The 18,712-nt window shown below is 69.6% G+C and carries 14 protein-coding genes; 5 read left to right on the top strand and 9 right to left on the bottom strand.

Annotated elements, in window-relative coordinates; genetic code table 11:
- The first annotated feature begins 16 nt into the window (after nucleotides 1–16).
- Nucleotides 17–847: an aldo/keto reductase gene (locus ACWDTS_RS11235; RefSeq protein WP_450111388.1), complete on the top strand. Its 831-nt coding sequence runs from the start codon at nucleotides 17–19 to the stop codon at nucleotides 845–847.
- 30 nt (nucleotides 848–877) lie between these two features.
- Here the strand turns inward: ACWDTS_RS11235 and ACWDTS_RS11230 are convergent, their stop codons facing one another.
- The gene (locus tag ACWDTS_RS11230; protein ID WP_450118200.1) at nucleotides 878–2,164 is read right to left on the bottom strand and encodes an adenosylmethionine--8-amino-7-oxononanoate transaminase; all 1,287 of its coding nucleotides are present in this window, start codon (nucleotides 2,162–2,164) and stop codon (nucleotides 878–880) included.
- Between the two features lie 130 nt (nucleotides 2,165–2,294).
- Between ACWDTS_RS11230 and ACWDTS_RS11225 the strand changes: the two genes are divergently transcribed.
- Both ACWDTS_RS11225 and glgX read left to right on the top strand, forming a co-directional pair.
- Nucleotides 2,295–4,382, top strand: a complete 2,088-nt coding sequence (locus ACWDTS_RS11225; protein WP_450111386.1) for an acyltransferase family protein — start codon at nucleotides 2,295–2,297, stop codon at nucleotides 4,380–4,382.
- Nucleotides 4,383–4,434: 52 nt separating this feature from the next.
- Complete coding sequence (gene glgX, locus ACWDTS_RS11220) at nucleotides 4,435–6,777, top strand: glycogen debranching protein GlgX (protein WP_450118199.1); 2,343 nt, start codon at nucleotides 4,435–4,437, stop codon at nucleotides 6,775–6,777.
- Nucleotides 6,778–6,858: 81 nt separating this feature from the next.
- Here the strand turns inward: glgX and ACWDTS_RS11215 are convergent, their stop codons facing one another.
- Complete coding sequence (locus ACWDTS_RS11215; protein ID WP_450111384.1) at nucleotides 6,859–8,580, bottom strand: alpha/beta hydrolase; 1,722 nt, start codon at nucleotides 8,578–8,580, stop codon at nucleotides 6,859–6,861.
- A 112-nt stretch (nucleotides 8,581–8,692) separates the two neighbouring features.
- Between ACWDTS_RS11215 and ACWDTS_RS11210 the strand changes: the two genes are divergently transcribed.
- Nucleotides 8,693–9,223 (top strand): alpha/beta hydrolase, encoded by a 531-nt coding sequence (locus tag ACWDTS_RS11210; protein WP_450111383.1) that lies wholly within the window; start codon nucleotides 8,693–8,695, stop codon nucleotides 9,221–9,223.
- 22 nt (nucleotides 9,224–9,245) lie between these two features.
- Here ACWDTS_RS11210 and ACWDTS_RS11205 read toward each other — a convergent pair whose 3' ends face one another.
- Nucleotides 9,246–9,743: a metallophosphoesterase family protein gene (locus tag ACWDTS_RS11205; RefSeq protein ID WP_450111382.1), complete on the bottom strand. Its 498-nt coding sequence runs from the start codon at nucleotides 9,741–9,743 to the stop codon at nucleotides 9,246–9,248.
- A 41-nt stretch (nucleotides 9,744–9,784) separates the two neighbouring features.
- Here ACWDTS_RS11205 and ACWDTS_RS11200 point away from each other — a divergent pair, with 41 nt between their 5' ends.
- Complete coding sequence (locus tag ACWDTS_RS11200; RefSeq protein WP_450111381.1) at nucleotides 9,785–10,582, top strand: SDR family oxidoreductase; 798 nt, start codon at nucleotides 9,785–9,787, stop codon at nucleotides 10,580–10,582.
- Here the strand turns inward: ACWDTS_RS11200 and ACWDTS_RS11195 are convergent, their stop codons facing one another.
- The 6 genes from ACWDTS_RS11195 to ACWDTS_RS11170 all read right to left on the bottom strand — a co-directional run.
- Complete coding sequence (locus ACWDTS_RS11195; RefSeq protein ID WP_450111380.1) at nucleotides 10,583–12,382, bottom strand: ABC transporter ATP-binding protein; 1,800 nt, start codon at nucleotides 12,380–12,382, stop codon at nucleotides 10,583–10,585. It abuts the gene before it with no gap.
- Nucleotides 12,379–14,148 carry an ABC transporter ATP-binding protein gene (locus ACWDTS_RS11190; protein WP_450111379.1) on the bottom strand — a complete coding sequence of 590 codons (1,770 nt, stop codon included), beginning with the start codon at nucleotides 14,146–14,148 and terminating at the stop codon, nucleotides 12,379–12,381. The genes ACWDTS_RS11195 and ACWDTS_RS11190 overlap by 4 nt, the downstream gene beginning before the upstream one ends.
- Before the next feature lie 36 nt (nucleotides 14,149–14,184).
- Entirely contained in the window at nucleotides 14,185–15,027 is an 843-nt protein-coding gene (locus ACWDTS_RS11185; protein ID WP_450111378.1) for a siderophore-interacting protein, read from the bottom strand.
- Nucleotides 15,028–15,122: 95 nt separating this feature from the next.
- Nucleotides 15,123–16,151, bottom strand: a complete 1,029-nt coding sequence (locus ACWDTS_RS11180) for an iron-siderophore ABC transporter substrate-binding protein (RefSeq protein WP_450118198.1) — start codon at nucleotides 16,149–16,151, stop codon at nucleotides 15,123–15,125.
- A gap of 123 nt (nucleotides 16,152–16,274) precedes the next feature.
- Nucleotides 16,275–17,210 (bottom strand): methionyl-tRNA formyltransferase, encoded by a 936-nt coding sequence (locus ACWDTS_RS11175; protein WP_197255247.1) that lies wholly within the window; start codon nucleotides 17,208–17,210, stop codon nucleotides 16,275–16,277.
- A gap of 77 nt (nucleotides 17,211–17,287) precedes the next feature.
- Nucleotides 17,288–18,712, bottom strand: a 1,425-nt coding sequence (locus ACWDTS_RS11170) for an alpha/beta fold hydrolase (RefSeq protein WP_450111376.1), incomplete at its 5' end; no start/stop codon positions are given.

Below are 18,712 nucleotides of genomic sequence, written 5' to 3'. Positions count from 1 at the left end.
TTCGAAGGATTCCCTCATGGCACCCTCCACGATCCCCACCGTGAAACTGAACAACGACGTCGAGATCCCCCAGCTCGGCTTCGGTGTCTTCCAGGTCCCCCACGACGCAACCACCGCGGCCGTCACCGCCGCACTCCAGGCCGGTTACCGCAGCATCGACACCGCCGCGATCTACGGCAACGAGACCGGCGTCGGCCGCGCCCTGGCCGCCTCCGACGTACCGCGCGAGGAACTGTTCGTCACCACCAAGGTGTGGAACGCCGACCAGGGTTACGACGCCACCCTCCGCGCCTTCGACGCGAGCCTCGCCAACCTCGGTCTCGACTATCTGGATCTCTATCTGATCCACTGGCCCACCCCCGCCCGCGGCCTCTACCCGGATTCGTGGCGCGCCCTCGAACGCCTCGCGGAGGAAGGACGCATCCGCGCCGCGGGCGTATCGAACTTCCAGCCGACTCACCTCCAGCGCCTGCTGAACGACAGTGCGCTGACCCCGGCCGTCAATCAGATCGAACTGCACCCCGGTCTGCAGCAGGCCGAATTGCGTGCCTTCCACACCAAGCACGACATCGCCACCGAGGCATGGAGCCCTCTCGCCCAGGGTGCCGTTCTGGACGATCCTGCCATCGCAGCGATCGCTCGACGCACCGGCAGATCACCCGCTCAGGTGGTTCTGCGCTGGCATCTGCAACTGGGCAACATCGTGATCCCCAAGTCGGTCACTCCGGCCCGCATCCGCCAGAACCTCGACGTCTTCGACTTCCGGCTCAGCGACACGGACATGGCCGCGATCACCGCGGCCGACCGCAACCTGCGCACCGGACCCCACCCGGACGAGTTCAACTGACGAACGACCGTCCCGCCGAGCCGGCAGGCTTCAGCTCCGCGAGCGTGCCGCCGCGAGCATCCCGCCGGTGATCGCCGCGACGTCGTCCGCGGTGCACACGTACGGCGGCATCGCGTAGATCAGGTTCCGGAACGGGCGCAGCCACACCCCGGCCGCGACCGCGGCGTCGGTGGCGGCGCGCATGTCGACGGATTCGGCGAGTTCGAGCACGCCGATCCCGCCGAGCACCCGCACATCGGTCACCCCCGGCAGTTCCCGGGCCGGCTCGAGTCCGCTCACGAGGCCGGCGTTCAGGGCCGCGATCTCCGATCGCCAGTCGCGCGAGAGCAGCAATTCGACCGCCGCGACCGCGACGGCGCACGCCAGCGGGTTGCCCATGAACGTCGGCCCGTGCATGACCCCGCCACCTTCCCCGGCGCTGATCACCTCGGCGATCCCGGAGGTGCACAGGACCGCCGCCAGGGTGACGTATCCGCCGGTGAGGGCCTTGCCGACGCACATGATGTCGGGGCTGATCCCGGCGTGACCGGCGGCGAACAGCTCACCCGTGCGACCGAATCCGGTGGCGATCTCGTCGAGGATCAGCAGCAGTCCGTGTTCGTCGCACATGCGGCGCAGCTCGCGCAGATAGGCGGGATCGTGAAAGCGCATGCCGCCGGCGCCCTGCACCACCGGTTCGACGATCACCGCGGCCAGTTCGTCGGTGTGCTCGTTCAGTATCTTCTCGAACTCGGCGACGTAGGCCGGATCGAAGTCGCGCGGCGGTGCGGGGGCGAACACCTGCCGGGCGAGCACGTCGGTCCACATCGAGTGCATGCCACCCTCGGGGTCGCACACGCTCATCGGAGCGAACGTGTCGCCGTGATAGCCGCCGCGCCACGTCATCAACCGGTGACGTCCCGGACGCCCGAGTGCGCGCTGGTACTGCAACGCGAGCTTGATCGCGACCTCCACCGACACCGACCCGGAGTCGGCGAGGAAGACCTTGTCGAGCCCGTCGGGGGTGATCTCCACCAGCAGTTCGGCCAGGCGCGCGGCGGGCGCGTGGGTGAGTCCGCCGAACATCACGTGGCTCATCCGTCCGAGCTGCTCGGTGACGGCCGCGTCGAGCACCGGATGCCGGTAGCCGTGCACCGCGGCCCACCACGAGCTCATACCGTCGACGAGCTCTCGCCCGTCCGCGAGAACGAGCCGGGTGCCGTGCGCGTGGTCGACGACGAGGGGCTCGGTGGAGGCCGGGAACGCCCCGTACGGGTGCCACAGGTGTGCGGCGTCGAGTTCCGCGATGCGGGCTGCGGGCAGAGACGGCGAATTCACAGCCCCGACTGTAGGCGGTTTCATGCCCGTACGAAGCAGCGCATAGGGTGGCTGCCCGTACCTGTGTGCTTTCGTCACAGCAACAGCTCGGTGCCCGCCTCCGAGTCCGACCGGCCCGGAAGGGAGCTCGATGCCCGTCACGACGTTCACACCACGGCTGCGGTCGGCCGACGGCGGTGCCGTCATGTCGGCTCAGCGCGACCGTGCCGTCGCGTCGGCCCGGCGCGCCGATCTCGACGGCCTCCGTGGCCTCGCGATCGCTCTGGTCGTGGTGTTCCACGTGTGGTTCGGGCGGGTGTCCGGTGGTGTGGACGTGTTCCTCGCGCTGTCCGGTTTCTTCTTCGTCGGGTCGCTGCTGCGTGTTACCGAGTCGGCCGCGCCGCTCGATCCGCGGCCGGTGCTGCGCCGGGTGGGCCGGCGGCTGCTGGCACCGTTGGTGCTGGTCCTGGCCGCGGTGGCGGTGGCCCAGGTCGTCCTCACCCCGCCGACCGGGTGGTTCTCGGCAGCGGAACAGCTGTTCGCGTCGCTGACCTTCCTGCAGAACTGGCATCTGGCGCGCACCGCGAGCGACTATCTGGCGGCCGATCCGTCCGTGAGCCCGCTGCAGCATCTGTGGTCGATCGCGGTGCAGGGGCAGTTCTACCTCGCCGCCGTGATCGTGGTGTTCGCCCTGGCGTGGGTCCTGCGGCGCCGCGGCCTGCCCACGCGGATGCCGCTCACGGTGCTCCTCGCCGTGGTCACGGCCGCCTCGTTCGGCTACGCCGCGTTCTCGGGCGCGGACCGGACCTGGCTGTACTACGACAGCGCCACGCGCCTGTGGGAGCTGACGCTCGGCGGGCTGCTCGTGTGCCTGCTGCCGTGGCTGCGGGTTCCGCGGTGGGCCGCGGCGACCCTCGCGGTGCTCGCGCTGGTCACGTTCCTCGGCTGCGGCGCGGTACTCGACGGCCGCGCACAGTTCCCGGGACCGTGGGCGCTGGTACCGGTCGGGGCGGCGCTGCTGCTGGTCGTGACCGGCGCGACCGGATCGACCGCGGTGTCACGTCTGCTGGCGTCGGCGCCGCTGGTACGGCTCGGTTCGATCGCCTACGCGCTGTACCTGTGGCACTGGCCGGTGCTGATCACGTACCTGATCCTGCGGGACCGGCTCACCGTCGGAGTGCTCGGCGGTGTCGGGGTGATCGCCCTGTCGCTGGTGCTGGCCGAGGCCACCACCCGGCTGGTGGAGGACCCGATCCGAAAGGGCGTCCCGTCGCGCGGACGTACCTCGCTCGTCGCGGCTCTGACGAGCGTCGGCGTGGCACTGGCCGCCGTCTCCGCGGGGTGGGTCCAGTACGTCGAGCGTTCCGCCCGGCAGATCGCCGAGCTGCCGAACCTGTCCACCGATGTGTATCCCGGTGCCGCCGTGTTCGACCTGCTGACCGATCCGGTGAGCGCACCGGTGAAACCCCCGCTGACGATCGCCGATCGCGACCTTCCTGCCACCACACTCGAGGAGTGCATCGCCGTGAACGGACAGCAGGAGCCGCTGTCCTGCACCTACGGGGATCCGACGGCGAGCCGCCGGATCGCACTGACCGGCGGCTCGCATTCCGAGCACTGGCTGCCCGCCCTGGATCTGCTCGGCGTCGAGCATCACTTCCGCGTCGACACGTACGTCAAGGTGGGGTGCCCGCTCTCGGCTCCGACGACTCCGCCGGCCGAGGACTCGGCGACCTTCGACTGCGACACATGGTCGACGAATGTGCTGGCCGAACTGGCCGCGAATCCGCCGGACTACGTGTTCACGACGTCGACCCGTCCCCGCGAGGCAGGCGAGGGTCCGGGCGACTACACCCCCGACCGGTACGTGGCGCTGTGGGAGACGCTGACCTCGTACGGCATCCCGGTCCTGGCGATCCGGGACACCCCGTGGCTGAAGGACGACGGCATCCCCTACCGCGCCTCGGACTGTCTCGCCCACGGTGGCGACGCGTACGCGTGCGGCGTCGCGCGGTCCGATGCACTCGACATCGTCGATCCCGCCCAGGACGCGGCCGCGCACCTGCCGACGGTTCATCCGCTGGATCTGTCCGATGTGGTGTGCCGCCCGGAGCGGTGCCTCGCGGTGGAGGGCAACGTCCTGATCTATCGCGATCGCGACCACCTCACCGCCTCGTACGTGCGCACCCTGGCGCCCGAACTGGGCCGCCGGATGCGCACGGTCACCGGTTGGTGGTGACCTGTCGCGCTCGCCGGGATAGTGGGGGCCGTTCCGATTAGGGTGAGCGAGTATGGACCCCAGCGAAGCGACCGCGCCCGGTGACTCCTCCGAGGAGGAACTGCTGGTCTGGCCGGGCACCCCGTATCCGCTCGGCGCCACGTACGACGGCGCCGGCACGAACTTCGCGGTGTTCTCCGAGGTCGCCGAGAAGGTGGAGTTGTGTCTGATCGCCCGCGACAACACCGAGACGCGTATACCGCTGGAGGAGGTCGACGGGTACGTGTGGCACGCGTACCTGCCGATGGTGTCCCCCGGGCAGCGCTACGGCTACCGCGTCCACGGACCGTACGACCCGGCGCAGGGGCTGCGCTGCGATCCGAGCAAGCTGCTGCTCGATCCGTACGGCAAGGCGTTCGACGGCGCATTCGACGGCGACCCCTCGCTGTACTCGTATGCGGTCGCGGTGCCGGAGGCCGACGACAGCGTGCCCGAAGCCGGGGACGACGAATCCGGGGCGGACGAATCCGGGGCCGGCGAGGACGCGGCCGCCGAGGAGGACACCGCGCTCGAAGCCGAGGGTCCGGAGCCCGCCGACGAGGACCCACCCGCCGAGGACGAGACGGGCGACGAACAGTCCGGTGACGCCGACGGTTTTCCGCAACTCGATTCGCTCGGGCACACCATGACCACGGTGGTCATCAACCCGTTCTTCGACTGGGCCACCGACCGCCCACCGCGCCGGCCCTATCACGAGACGATCATCTACGAGGCCCACGTCAAGGGCATGACGGCGACACACCCCGGGATCCCGGAACAGCTGCGCGGAACCTATGCGGGACTGGCACATCCGGTGATCATCGACCATCTGCGCGATCTCGGGGTGACCGCGATCGAGTTGATGCCGGTGCACCAGTTCATGCACGACCAGGTACTGCTCGACCAGGGCCTGCGAAACTACTGGGGTTACAACACGTTCGGTTTCCTCGCCCCGCACACCGAATACTCGTCGTCGACGAAACCCAGCGCTGTCGTCGCGGAGTTCAAGGCGATGGTGCGCGCCTTCCACGAGGCGGACATCGAGGTGATCCTCGACGTCGTCTACAACCACACCGCCGAAGGCAACCACCTCGGGCCGACCATCAGTTTCCGCGGCATCGACAACGCCGCCTACTACCGGCTCGTCGACGACGACAAGGCCCACTACATGGACTACACGGGCACCGGCAACAGCCTCAACGCCCGTCACCCGCACACCCTGCAGCTGATCATGGATTCGCTGCGGTACTGGGTGCTCGAAATGCACGTCGACGGGTTCCGGTTCGACCTGGCGTCGACGCTGGCCCGGGAACTGCACGACGTGGACCGGCTGTCGGCCTTCTTCGATCTGGTGCAGCAGGACCCGGTCGTCTCGCAGGTCAAGCTCATCGCCGAGCCCTGGGACGTCGGCGAAGGCGGCTATCAGGTGGGCAATTTCCCCGGGCTGTGGACGGAATGGAACGGCAAGTTCCGCGACACGGTCCGTGACTACTGGCGCGGTGAACCCGCGACCCTCGGCGAGTTCGCGTCCCGCCTCACCGGGTCGTCGGATCTGTACGAGGCGACGGGCCGGCGTCCCGGCGCGTCGATCAACTTCGTGACCGCACACGACGGGTTCACACTCGCAGATCTGGTGTCCTACAACGAGAAACACAACGAGGCCAACGGCGAGGACAATCGCGACGGCGAATCGCACAACCGGTCGTGGAACTGCGGCGCCGAAGGACCCACCGACGATCCGGAGATCCTGGCGTTGCGGGCGCGGCAGCAACGCAACATCATGGCGACGCTGATGCTGTCGCAGGGCACCCCGATGCTCGCCCACGGCGACGAGATCGGCCGGTCGCAGCGCGGCAACAACAATGTCTACTGCCAGGACAACGAACTTTCGTGGATGGATTGGTCGCCCGAGAGCGTGGACACCGACATGCTCGCCTTCACCCGCAACGTGATCCGGATGCGTCGCACTCATCCGGTGTTCCGGCGGCGCCGGTTCTTCGAGGGCCGGCCGATCCGCAGCGGCGACCAGTCCCGCGACATCGCGTGGCGCACGCCGGGCGGCGACGAGATGACGCCGGAGGACTGGGACAGCGGCTTCGGCAAGTCCCTCGCGGTGTTCCTCAACGGTGACGGCATCCCCGAGCCGGACCAGCGCGGGCAGCGCGTCGTCGACGACACGTTCCTGCTGTGTTTCAACGCCCATCACGAGCCGATCGACTTCGTCACCTCGGGCGGACCCGACGACCCCGACTGGACGGTGGCGCTGGACACGGACACCCCCGACGGTCTGCGGGACCTGACGGTCGCCGCCGGCGAGTCGGTGCAGGTGCAGGCCCGGTCGTTGCTGGTGCTGCGGCGTCCGCGCAGCCAGGACTGACGGCGCTCCGCGCCTCGTGCGCGGTTTCGGTAGCGGCAGCTGCCAAAACCACGCACGAGGCAGCGGGCTGTCGGTGGGTTCCTATTCCTCGGAATCGATGACGGACCTGAGGGTCGCGAGGTCCTCGGGGGTCGTTCCCTCCGGCCGCAGGACGGCGTTCCACCCGTCGACGTACTCGGTCGTGTACTTGTGGCCGTGCCCGCCGGGAACCCCGGTCGAGAACGGTAGATCCGCGGTGACCTGCCAGAACGTGACGAACGGCATCCAGACCATGTCCTCGAGCACGTCCGTGCCCGGAGCCTCACCGATCCAGTCCGGCTCGTTCAGGATCAGGTGCGGACTCCACCACACGATCGGGTCCGACGGGTGCATCAGGTACATGACCCTGTTGCCGTCCCACGGCCGGCCCGCGGGCGGGATCCCTGCCTCGGCGTCGTTCGTGAACCGCACCGTGCGCCCGTTCTTGTAGATCGGTTCGACCTCCGGGCTGCCCGGCTCGCGATTATCACTGAAGTCACGGAACAGAGTGTTGAAGTTGGGCGGGCCGGCGAACAACGTACCCGCCGTGCGGTTGCTCAGGTCGCGTTCCCCGCTGAAGGCCGTTTCCCCACCGAACGAGCCGAGGCTCTCCCCCGCAACGAACAGCCGGGGACGGCTGTCCGGCGGCAGTTTCAGCCACTCCTCGTAGACCGCGTCGAACAGGTCCCGGCCGGCTTCACGAGCCTTCGACTGGTCGACCAGATAGGAGATCCACGAGGGCAGGTACGAGTACTGGATCGCCACGGTTGCCGCATCGCCGCCGGTGAGATATTCGAACGAGTCGACCAGGGCCGGGTCCACCCAGCCGCTGCCGGTCGTGGTCACCACGAGCAGGTTGGCGCGTTCGAAGCCGCCGGCCCGGGTCAGGTCCTCGACGGCCAGTGCCGCGCGGGCCTCGGTGTCGTCGGCGGATGCGAGCCCGGCGTAGATCCTGATCGGCTCCTCGGCGGGCCCGCCCACGAACCCGCCGATCTCGTCCACGGAGGGGCTGTCTCCGATGAAGGCGCGCCCCTGGTAGCCCAGCGTGTCCCACGGCACCACAGACTCCGGGCCGCCCGATCGCAGACCGGTCGTGGGCTGCTGCACCCCCTCCGGCGTCTGCGTATCCCTAAGCGAGAACGCCGAATTGGCGACATTGACGAAACCGCTGAGCAACACCCCCGAGACGACCAGGTAGACCAGTGCGGCCACCAGCACCCAGCCGACGGCGGACGCCGCACTGCGGCCGATCCAGCGATCGAGCAGCGTCGCGATCCAGCGGTAGATACCTCGGATGCCACGGCCCATCGCCACCAGAAGGGCGAAGACCACCACCGCGATCACGGGTGAGAGAACAACGAGCGGAATGTTGTAGTCGGTGACCCCCATCAACTCCCGAATCCGGTGCTGCCAGTACTGCCCGAATCCGAATGCGACGGCGAACAGCACCACCGCGGTGACGGCGAACACCAGCCACGCACGCCGGCTCGGACGCCGCGGGCCCCGGTCGGCGAACGCGCGCCACACCCATGCTGCGAGCACACCGAGTCCGTACCCGATCGCCGCGGTGATCCCGCAGACCAAGCCCTGCAGGAGCCCTCCGCGCGGGAGCAGGGACGGGGTGAACGACAAGCACGCGAAGACGAGCGCACCCCAGCATCCGGGAAGGGTGACGTACAGCAACCTGCGGCGCGACCCTGCGGGAGCCGACTCTCGGTCGTCGACCTCGGTTCCGGACCGACCCGGCTCGGCGTGCCCGACATCGGCCGGGATCTTCTGCTCCATGGCGACCTCCGCGTCAATGATCGCCCGCGCCGAACCGTTGCGCCGGTTTTTCCGGGTTCTACCACCGGTGCATGTGCCGCACCTGTCGGGGATCTTCGATAGGTTTCCCGGCATGGCGACCCCTCACGATCTCGACGTGCTCGTGCTCGGTCCCGAAAACCCCCGGGGCATCGTGCTTTTCGGGTCGGGATCCGGCGGGGATCCGGCCCGGTACCGGACCGTGCTCACCGCGCTGGCGGACGCCGGTTACCGGGTGCTCGCACCGCGCCACACGCGGTTCGCCCCCGACACTGCGACACCCGACGAGTTCGTCGAGCGCCCCCGGGGACTGAAGGACGCGCTGGCACGGTACGACGAAAGCGGGGATCTTCCGGTGTTCGCGGTGGGGCATTCGATCGGCGGCTGGGCCGCCCTGTGCCTGGCGGGTGCCGTCCCCCGGGAAAGCGACCCGATCACTCCGCCCGCCACGATCGAGATCCTGCGCCGCAGCCGCGGGCAGGTCGACGCACAGGTGCTGCCCCGGGTCGGGCACTTCGATTTCATGGACACACTGCCGCCGGGTGTCGAACCGGATCCGGCGCTGGATCGGGCCGCGTTCCTGCGGGATCTGGGCGAGAGCACCGTCGCGGCGCTCTCGCACTGACCCGGTGACCGCCTGGCTGTCCCTAGCGCAGGAGACGATGCAACTCCACACCACCCAGTGCACCGTCCTCGATCGTCGCGGTCATGTACGTGCAATACGGCTGCCGACGCCGATCCGTCGGCGAACCCGGATTGAGCAAGCGCAGACCACCGGGGGCCGTGGTGTCCCACGGAATATGGGAATGGCCGAACACCAGTACATCCGTGTCCGGATAGGCCGCCGCCATGCGCTTCTCCCTGCCCGCCGAGGGCCCGGTCTCGTGCACCACAGCGAGCCGAACACCGTCGAGCGTCACCCGAGCGATCTCCGGAAGCCGCTCCCGCAGGGCAGGGCCGTCGTTGTTGCCCCAGCACGCGACGAGTCGTACGGCGCGTTCCTCCAGAGCGTTCAACAATCCGATCTCGATCCAGTCTCCGGCGTGGACGACGACGTCGGCGCGGTCCACCTCGTTCCACACCTCGTCGGGCAACCGGCGCGCACGGGCAGGGACGTGGGTGTCGGCCAGCAGCAACAACCTCATGGGCTCAGTGTGCCGCTCCCGCCCTGGGGTACACCCCGAACATGACCGTTCCAGCACACGACAGACTCGCCGTGATCACGGGCGCGGACTCCGGCATGGGCAAGGCCACCGCCGAACTGCTCGCCTCCGAGGGATTCGACGTCGGCATCACGTTCCATACCGACGAGGCCGGGGCCGACGACACCCGTGCCGCCGTCGAGCAGCGCGGAAGACGGTGCTTCGTCACCCGCCAGGACCTGACGAGCCCGGACACCGCCGATGTGATCGACGACCTCGCCCGGCAACTCGGTGGGCTCGGCGTACTGGTGAACAATGCCGGCACCGGACATCGCGACGGAGTCCTCGACCTGTCCTACGACCGGTGGCGGGAAGTGCTTGCCACCGACCTCGACGGACCGTTCCTGTGCGCACAACGAGCAGCACGGCACATGGTCGACGCCGGTCGGGGAGGACGGATCATCAACATCACGAGCGTCCACGAACACGTACCGCGTTTCGGTGCGTCCGCGTACTGTACGGCCAAGGCGGGACTGGGGATGCTGACCCGTTGTCTCGCACTCGAACTCGCACGGCACGGCATCACCGTCAATTCGGTCGCTCCGGGTGAGATCGCCACCCCGATGACCGGCATGGACGAATCCGAGGCCTTCCACGAGGATCGTCCGGGCAACCCGACCGGCCGCCCCGGTCACGTCAACGAGGTCGCGTCCGTCGTCGCGTTTCTGGCGTCGCCGCGCGCGTCGTATCTGACCGGCCGTTCGATTCCGGTCGACGGTGGTCTGATGCTCATGGCCGCGCACGGACACGACATGAACGACGCCAGTTGGCGCGAACTCTGACTAGTTCCCGGCCCGACCCCTCGCCCAGGCGGCCCACAGGGTGGCGTAGCGACCGCCGCTGCGGAGAAGCGCGTCGTGCGAGCCCTGCTCGACGATGGCGCCGCGGTCCATTAGCACGATCCGGTCGGCGGTGGCGGCCTGGCTGAGCCGGTGCGCGACGATCAGCGCCGACCGCCCCTCGAGCGCCGCCTCGGCGGACGCCTCGAGCAGGTTCGCGCCGGCGCTGCCGGCGTCGGCGGTGGCCTCGTCGAGGATCACCAGTGCCGGATCGAGCAGCACGAGCCGTGCCAGCGCGACCTGCTGGACCTGCATCGGCGACAGGTCGTGTCCGCCGTCGCCGACGATCGTCTCGATGCCGTCGGGCAGCAGCTCCACCCAATCCCATGCGTGTATCCGGCACAGGGCGTCGCGGATCTGCTCGGCGGTGGCGTCCGGTGCGGCCATCCGCAGGTCGTCGGCGAGCGAACCCGCGAACACGTGCGTTTCCTGCGTCACCAGCGCGACCCGGCGTGCACGCTCCGATTCGTCGAGTTCCGCGAGGTCGGCACCACCGAAGCGCACCACACCGCGCACGGGCCGGTGGATGCCCGCGAGAACCGCCGCGAGAGTGGTCTTGCCTGCGCCGGACGCACCGACCAGCGCGACGTGCTCGCCGTCCGCGATCGTCAGCGACACCCCGTCGAGCACCGGGTCCTTCCCCGGGTACGCGAACGTGATGTCCTGCGCTTCGAGCGCCCGGCCCTGCGGCACCGGCGTCGACGCGGCCGCGGTCCGGTCGGATCCGAAGCGTTCGCCTTCGACGGTCACTCCGACGATGCGCACCAGCGACGCCGCTGCGGACTGCAGGTCGTCGGTCACCATCAGCAGTTCACCGATCGGCCCGAACAGCCGCAGGAAGAACAGCATGGCCGCGGTCGCGGCGCCGACGGTGAGCCCCTCGTTCCCGACGAGCATGTAGCCGACGACGAGAATGGTTGCCATACCGACGAATTCGGCGAGGTTGATGCCCGCGAAGAAGCGGTTCTGCACGACGCGGGCGCGCAGCGTCCAGCGCACGACCTCCCACGAGCGTCCCTCGATCTCGGTGAGCAGCCGTCCGGTCAGGCCGAACGCGCGTGCCGAGTCGAGGCCGCGGATCGCGCCGAGCACCTCGTGTGCGCGTTTCGCCATCGCAGCACGCTCCCCCGTGTAGACCGGCGGTGCCTCGCGCACGTACCGCCGAACCGTGAAGATGTGCACCGGCAGCACGACCACGACGACGGCGAGGAACCGCCAGTCCAACGCGGCGAGTCCGACGACGGTCGCGGCGATGGTGAACACCGATGTCGAGATCGCCGGAACACCCTGGGAGATGGCGGTGCTCACGACCTCGACGTCGTCGGTGGCACGCGACACCAGGTCACCGCTGCCCGCGGCCTCGACCCGCGAGAGCGGCAGCCGCAGCGCCGAGGCCAGCATGCGTTCGCGCAGCCGGGCGAGGACCGTCTCGAACAGCTGGGCCGAGGCGGCGACACCGGCGCCGGTGAGCCCGGCACCCGCGACGGTGGCGACGACCATGACAATCGCGAGCCGCCACACATCGCCGGCGTCACCGCCGTCGATGGCGATGTCGACGATGCGGCCGAGCGCCCACGGCATGACCAGCCCGAGCACGGCGGCCGCGACGAGCAGCGCGACGACGCCGATCAGGCGTGCGCGGCTGCCGGACAGCGCGGCGAAGAAGTGCGCGGCGGTGGTGCGGGCGTCGGCGATGGGGAGAGGACCGGCCGGTGCGGTCTCGTGGATCGCGGTGCTGGTCATCGGTGGGCCTCCACGGGCGTACCGGCCGGGACGGCCGAGGACAGTGCGGGTACCTCGTCGGCGGCTCCGCGATGGACCAGGCGTCCCTCGGCGAGGACGATCACCTCGTCCGCTGCGGCGAGATGCGCCGGGGCGTCGGTGAACACCAGGGTCAGCCCGTCGGTGCGGGCCTGCCCCAGCCGCTCGGCGACATTCGATTCCGTGACGGAGTCGACCGCCGTGGTGGGGTCGACCAGCACGAGCACCGAGGAGTCCGCGGCGATCGCCCGGGCCAGCGCGACGCGCTGCCGCTGACCACCGGACAGCAACCGGCCCGCCTCCCCCACCGGGGTGTCGAGGCCGTCGGGCAGCACCTCGACGACGTCGTCACAGGCTGCGGCGAACACGGCACGGGTGATGCGGGTGTCGCGATCCGCGGCCTCCGGATCGACGGCGGCGGCGATGTTGTCGAGCACGGATCCCTCGAACAGCGCCGCGTGGTGCGGGGCGACGCGCACGGTGGCGATCGCGGTGTCCTCGTCGAGATCGAACAGGTCGGTCTCGCCGATCCGGACGGTGCCGTTCTCGGGCGGGGCCGACCGGGACAGCACCTCGACGAGCGCGGCGGTCGTCGGAGCGTCGGCCACGACCGCGACGAGTCCGGTCGCGGGCAGTTCGAAATCGAGGTCCCGGACCGGTCCGTGGGCGAGGCCGTCGAAGCGGAGCGGACCGGCGGTCGCGCCGACGGTACCGATCTCGGTCGCGGGCGGTGCCTGCAGAACGGTGAGGACGCGGCGCGCGGAGGCGAGCGCGCCGGCCCACACGGCACCGGCGTTGGTGCCGAGGGCGCTGAGCGGACCCATCACGAACTGGGTCAGGCCGACGACGGTGATCAACTGACCGACGGTCAGGCCGCCGCTGACCGCCATCAGGCCGGCGGCGACACCGATCGCGACGACGAACAGACCCGACACCGATTCCATGGCGGCGAGGTAGGCGCCCTCGGAACGGGAGGCGGCGAGCACTCCGCGCAGGGCGCGCCGGCTTGCCTCGAAGTAGCGGCGGGCGGCGACCTCCTCGGCGCCGATGCCCTTGACCACCCGGAAGCCGGTGACGAGATCGGTGGCGGTGCCGGCCGCTTCGCCGGCCATCTCCTGCTGGTGCTCGCTGCGCGCCCGCAGCGGGCCACCGGCCTTGTCGAGGATCCACAGGATCGTGGGGGCACCCACCAGGACCGCGACACCGAGCGGCCACGAGATGGTCAGCAGCACGATGCCGGTGAACACCACCGCGGCGATCTGTCCGATCGGGTAGACGCCGATCGCGCAGGCCATCGCGAGACGCTGCACGTCCGAGGTCGCGATCGACAGGGACACACCGGGAAGTCGTGCGGGCCCGGCCATTCCGCGCGGGTCGAGGATCCGGTCGGTGACCCGGGTGCGCAGCTGGTGCTGCACCGCCTGCATGCCGAGCAGCCCGAGCCGGGATCCGAAGCGGAAGGAGAACGAGAGCATCGCGAACACCGCGCCGAGCACCACCAGCCACAGCAGCAGCTGGGTGCCGTCGTGGGTCGCGATGGCCCGGTCGATCGCCAGGCCCATGACGACCGGGACCAGCGCCTCGCCGACCTGGTGGCCGATCATCAGCACCGCGGCGGGCACGGTCATCCGTCGTGCCGCGAAGATCGTGCGGACCGCGAGTCGGCGGGCGGTGGTGTCGTCGTCGACGCGGATCGGCGGGGTCGCCACCGGTCGGTCGCTACTGAACGTCAGCGGGCGCAGCTTCATGGCTCCTCGGGGGGTTGTGGCACCTGGCGGTTCCGGTCAGGCGTCGTCGCCCTCGTCGTCGTGGTGGTCGAGATTGACGACTCCGCGCTTCCAGTAGCCGTCGATGTCGACCCGTTCCTTCGGCAGACCCAGCTCGCGGCGGAAGTACCGGCGGATCGGCTTGAGTGAGGTGGCTTCGCCGGCGGCCCACACGAAGTAGGGGTCGGTGGGAAGCTCGGCAGCGCGGATCGCCTCGATGAGCAGGTCGGTGCTGCCGGGTGCGGCACTGCCGCGGTGCAGGTAGGTCAGCCGCGCTTCGGCGGACCGCTCGAGATCGAGTTCGTCGCTCGCGTCGCGGACCTCGACGAAGGCCTGGATCCGGGCGGTCGCGGGAAGTTCCTCGAGCCAGCGGGCGAGCGCGGGCAACGCGGTCTCGTCCGCGGCGAGGATGTAGGCGGGGTATCCGGTGGGGACCAGGATCGACCCGCGGGGGCCGAGCACGCCGAGGGGGGCTCCGGCTTCGGCGGTCGCGGCCCAGCGGCCCCCGGTGCCGTGCTCGTGCAGGACGAAGTCGAGGGTGAGTTCACCGGCCTCGGGATCGAACGCGCGAACCGTGTAGTCACGGAACTCGAGACGCCGGCCCGCGGGTTCGATCCACTTGCCGTCGCCTTCGATCTCGGGCATCGCGACGTCGCCGGTGTCGTCGGGGAAGAACAGCTTCACATGGTCGGTGGGCCGCCCGGTGCCGTGCGGGAAGCCGGCGATCTCCGGACCGCCGACGACGATGCGCCGCATCCGCGGGGTCAGGTCGACCGTGCGCAGAACCGTCAGCCGACGGGGCACGAGATCGTGCATCACGATCTTCTCGGTCAGGTCGTCGAGGCTCTCCGCCGCGGTCATCCGGGTGCTCCGTTCTTCGAGGGGTGGGTGGGCGAGGCGCCGCCGGACGCGTACGTGCCGTCGCCCCGGATATGGGGCGACGGCACGAAACTACGTCACGGCTGAGCGTCGGCTCCCTGGTCGACAGCAGCCGAGAACTGCGGGCCGTACTCCTCGATGACCCACTTCAGGCTGATCGGGGACGGGAACGCAGCGGCGCGGGGGGTGCCGTCCTCGCTCGGGGTGATCACGACGGATCCGCGCTGGACGACCGGCAGTGCGGTCCACACCGGGTTGGTGTCGAACACCGAGGTGTCGGCGGTGTTCGGAACGACCCACAGCATGTCGGCGTCGAGCTTGGACGCCTCCTCCCAGCTGATCTGACCCTTGCCCCAGTTGCAGTCGACGGTCTGCGCGTAGTCGCTGAGCTTCATGCCGAGCGAGGTGAGCACGCGGGCCATGTTGTCGTCGTTGGAACACAGGACCCACAGGCCCTCCGCGGACGGGGATACGACGGCGTGGAAGGTCTTGCCCTCGAGTTGCGGGTTCTGCGACTTGACCTGGGCGACAGCGGCTTCCGTCTCGGCGATGGCCTCGTCGGCCTCGGCGGTGCGTCCGACGGCCTCACCGATGCGGCGGGTGCTGTCCTGCCACGAGTCGGAGTTGGCTTCCTCGGTGTAGTGGACGACCGGCGCGATGGCGCTGAGCTTGGCGTAGACGTCCTCGTCCAGCCCGTAGAACGTGGTCGCGACCAGCAGATCGGGATCGAGGGCGGCGATCGCCTCGAAGTTGACCTCGTCGTTGTCGTCGGTCACCGCGATGGCTTCGATGTCGGCCGGGAAGTGTCCCTGCTCCCACGGGTAGCCGGCGGGCACGTCGAGACCCGGATCCGGATACGCGATGGTGTCGACACCGATCGACGCCAGGATGTCGGCGTCGGTCTCGGACAGCGCCAGCACCCGCTCGGGCTGCTGCTCGATGACCGCGTCGCCGAAGGCGCCGTCGATCGTCACCGTGGTCCAGTCCGAGTCACCGCTGCCGGAGGCCGTGTCGTCGGAGTTGCTCGAACATGCCACGGGCAGCGTCACCACTGCGGCGAGCGCCATCAGCCGCGCGGCCAGGCCTCGGGAAGCACTGATCTTCATTCGTCACTCTCAGGGGTCAGGTTAGGTTAGGGTCAGTTAAGGAACGCCTCACAGTAGCAGCAGTGGGCGATCCGTCTCAATCGGTTCATTTGCCGGGTTGAGTCACAAGCCCGACGCGCCGAATCACTCGAGATAGCCCGCGCGACCGGCGAAGAAATCCTTTGCGTCGACCTCGGTTCCGTCGTCCAGACGCAGGCGTTCGAGCACCAGCGCGGGGTTCCCACCGTTCCATGCGTCCGGGCCGCACACGACCGCGATGCCGTTGCCCTCTGGGACCGTGACACGGCCGGGTGTGCCGCCGAAGAGCCGCGGCGAGACCGAGGCCTTCAGGACACGCAGGCGCTCGCCCTTGTAGTAGGTGAACGCGTTCGGGTACGGATCCGCCTGCGCCCGCACCAGGCGCTCGATGGCGTCGGCCGGCCACCGGAAGTCGATGTGGCTGTCGCGCTCGGACCGCTTGTGGAAGTAGGTCGCCTGCGCGGGATCCTGCGCGGTGAAGTCGGTGCGCCCGGATTCGAGCAGATCCAGCGCGTGCAGAAGCACCGGCTCGATGAGATCGACCGTCGCGTGGAACAGATCCGTCGTGGTGTCCTGGGGGCCGACCGCGACGGCCTGCTGCGCGACGATCGGGCCGCCGTCGAGCGAGTCGTCCATCAGGTGCGCGGTGACACCGACGTGGGACTCGCCGTTGATGAGCGCCCAGATGAGCGGCGAGAAACCCGCGTACTTCGGCAGCAGGGAATCGTGCACGTTGAGCGTGCCGAACCGGGGCGCCTGGTAGATCTCCCGCGGCAGCCACGTCCGCCAGTTGTTCGCGATGATCAGATCGGCGTCGGCGTCGCGCACCGCCTGGATCAGCGCGTCGTCGGGGCGCTTGCCCACGAACACCGGGATGCCGTTCTCGCGGGCCAGGTCCTCGACGGAGTCGGACCACATCTGCTCGTACGGATGGTCGCTCGGCGGATGCGTCACCGACAGCACCACCTCGTGCTTGGAGCCGAGCAGCGCCGACAGCGTCCGGTGGCCCCAGGTCTGGTAGCCGAAGGTGATCACTCGCATGGTTTCTCGTTTCTCCTCTGGTTGCGGCCGACGCGTGTCGGCTCGATTCGTTCGGCCCGGGTCGCCGGGCCGGTCGGTCAGTCGTCGGCGAGCGGCAGACCCGTGTGGTCCGCCCACCAGCGCTGCCAGCGGTCCAGGGCCGGACCGGTGTTCAGGTGTTCGTGGTCGATGTCGACGGCGAGCACCTCGACCGGTCCGGCGAAGTACTCCGACCACCGCTCGCATCCGCCGCCGCCCTCTGCGGCGTGTTCGGCGCCGATGACGACGTGCCCGCGGGCACGCACGGGCCCGTGGGTGGGTTCGGTACCCATCAACCGCAGGCAGCGGTCGAACGAGTCCATGAGCGCCGCCGCGTCCCGGTCACCGAGGACCGACAGCGGACCTGCGCCGGCGCGGTTGCGGGCCTGGACCGAGGCGCGGGTCTCCCCCGCGATCTCCTCGAGGCCGGCGAACTCGGCGAAGGCGCGGACCACGTCGGCCTCGCGTTCCTCGTCGGAGCGCACCCGCACGTTCCCCTCCGCGACCGGCGGCGAGTCGAGGATCGTCACGTCGGCGACCTCGAGTCCGCGCGATTCGAGTTCGCGGGCCACCGCGAACGCGATGTGCCCGCCGTACGACCAGCCCATCAGGTGGTACGGGCCGTCCGGCTGGGACTGCACGACGACATCCGCGTAGGCGACGGCGAGTTCGGTCGCGGTCTCGAAATCCCGTCCGTCGCGGGCGTGCGCGGGATCCTGCAGACCGATCACCCGGACGTCGTCCGCCATCCGCGCCGCGAACTCCGCGTACACGGTCGAGTAGCCGGATGCTGCGTGCACCGCGAAGACGGTGTGCCCGCCGTCGCGGCCCGGGGCCAGGACCACCGGGATGCCGTCGCCGCCGCGCACGCCGATCGAGGCACGACCGGCGATCTCGTCGACGAGGCCGGCAATCGTCGGATTCTCGAACACCGAACGCAGCGCCAGCGCGATGCCGAAGTCGTCGTCGATCGCCGCGACCAGCCGGGCCGCGGCGAGCGAATGACCACCGAGTTCGAAGAAGTTGTCGTCCACAGAGATTCGCGTGTCCTCGGGTAGCGCGAGGATCCGGACGATGTGCCGGGCGAGCACGTGCTCCTGATAGGTCTGCGGCAGTCGGCCCGAACCCGCTGCGAGCGGGGCGACCTCGGGCAGTGCAGCGATGTCCGCCTTGCCGTTGACCGTGGTCGGGATCGCGTCCACCACACCGATCGCCGCGGGAACCATGTACTCGGGCAACCGCGCCGACAGGAACGCACGCACCTCGTCGACGAGCGTGTCCGCGCGATCGGGTTCGAGTGCGGTGACGTAGGCCGCGAGGGTGTTCTGCCCGTCCGGACGACGGCGGGCGACGACGACGGCGGTGCGCACACCGGGGCAATCGGTGATCGCGGCGCGGATTTCGTCGAGTTCCACCCGGAACCCGCGGATCTTCACCTGATCGTCACACCGACCCAGATACTCCAACCCACCGAACGCATTCCA

Source organism: Rhodococcus sp. NPDC003383 (assembly GCF_053589115.1).
Note: the sequence above shows the minus strand (reverse complement) of the source record. Positions and strands in the feature narration are given on the sequence as shown.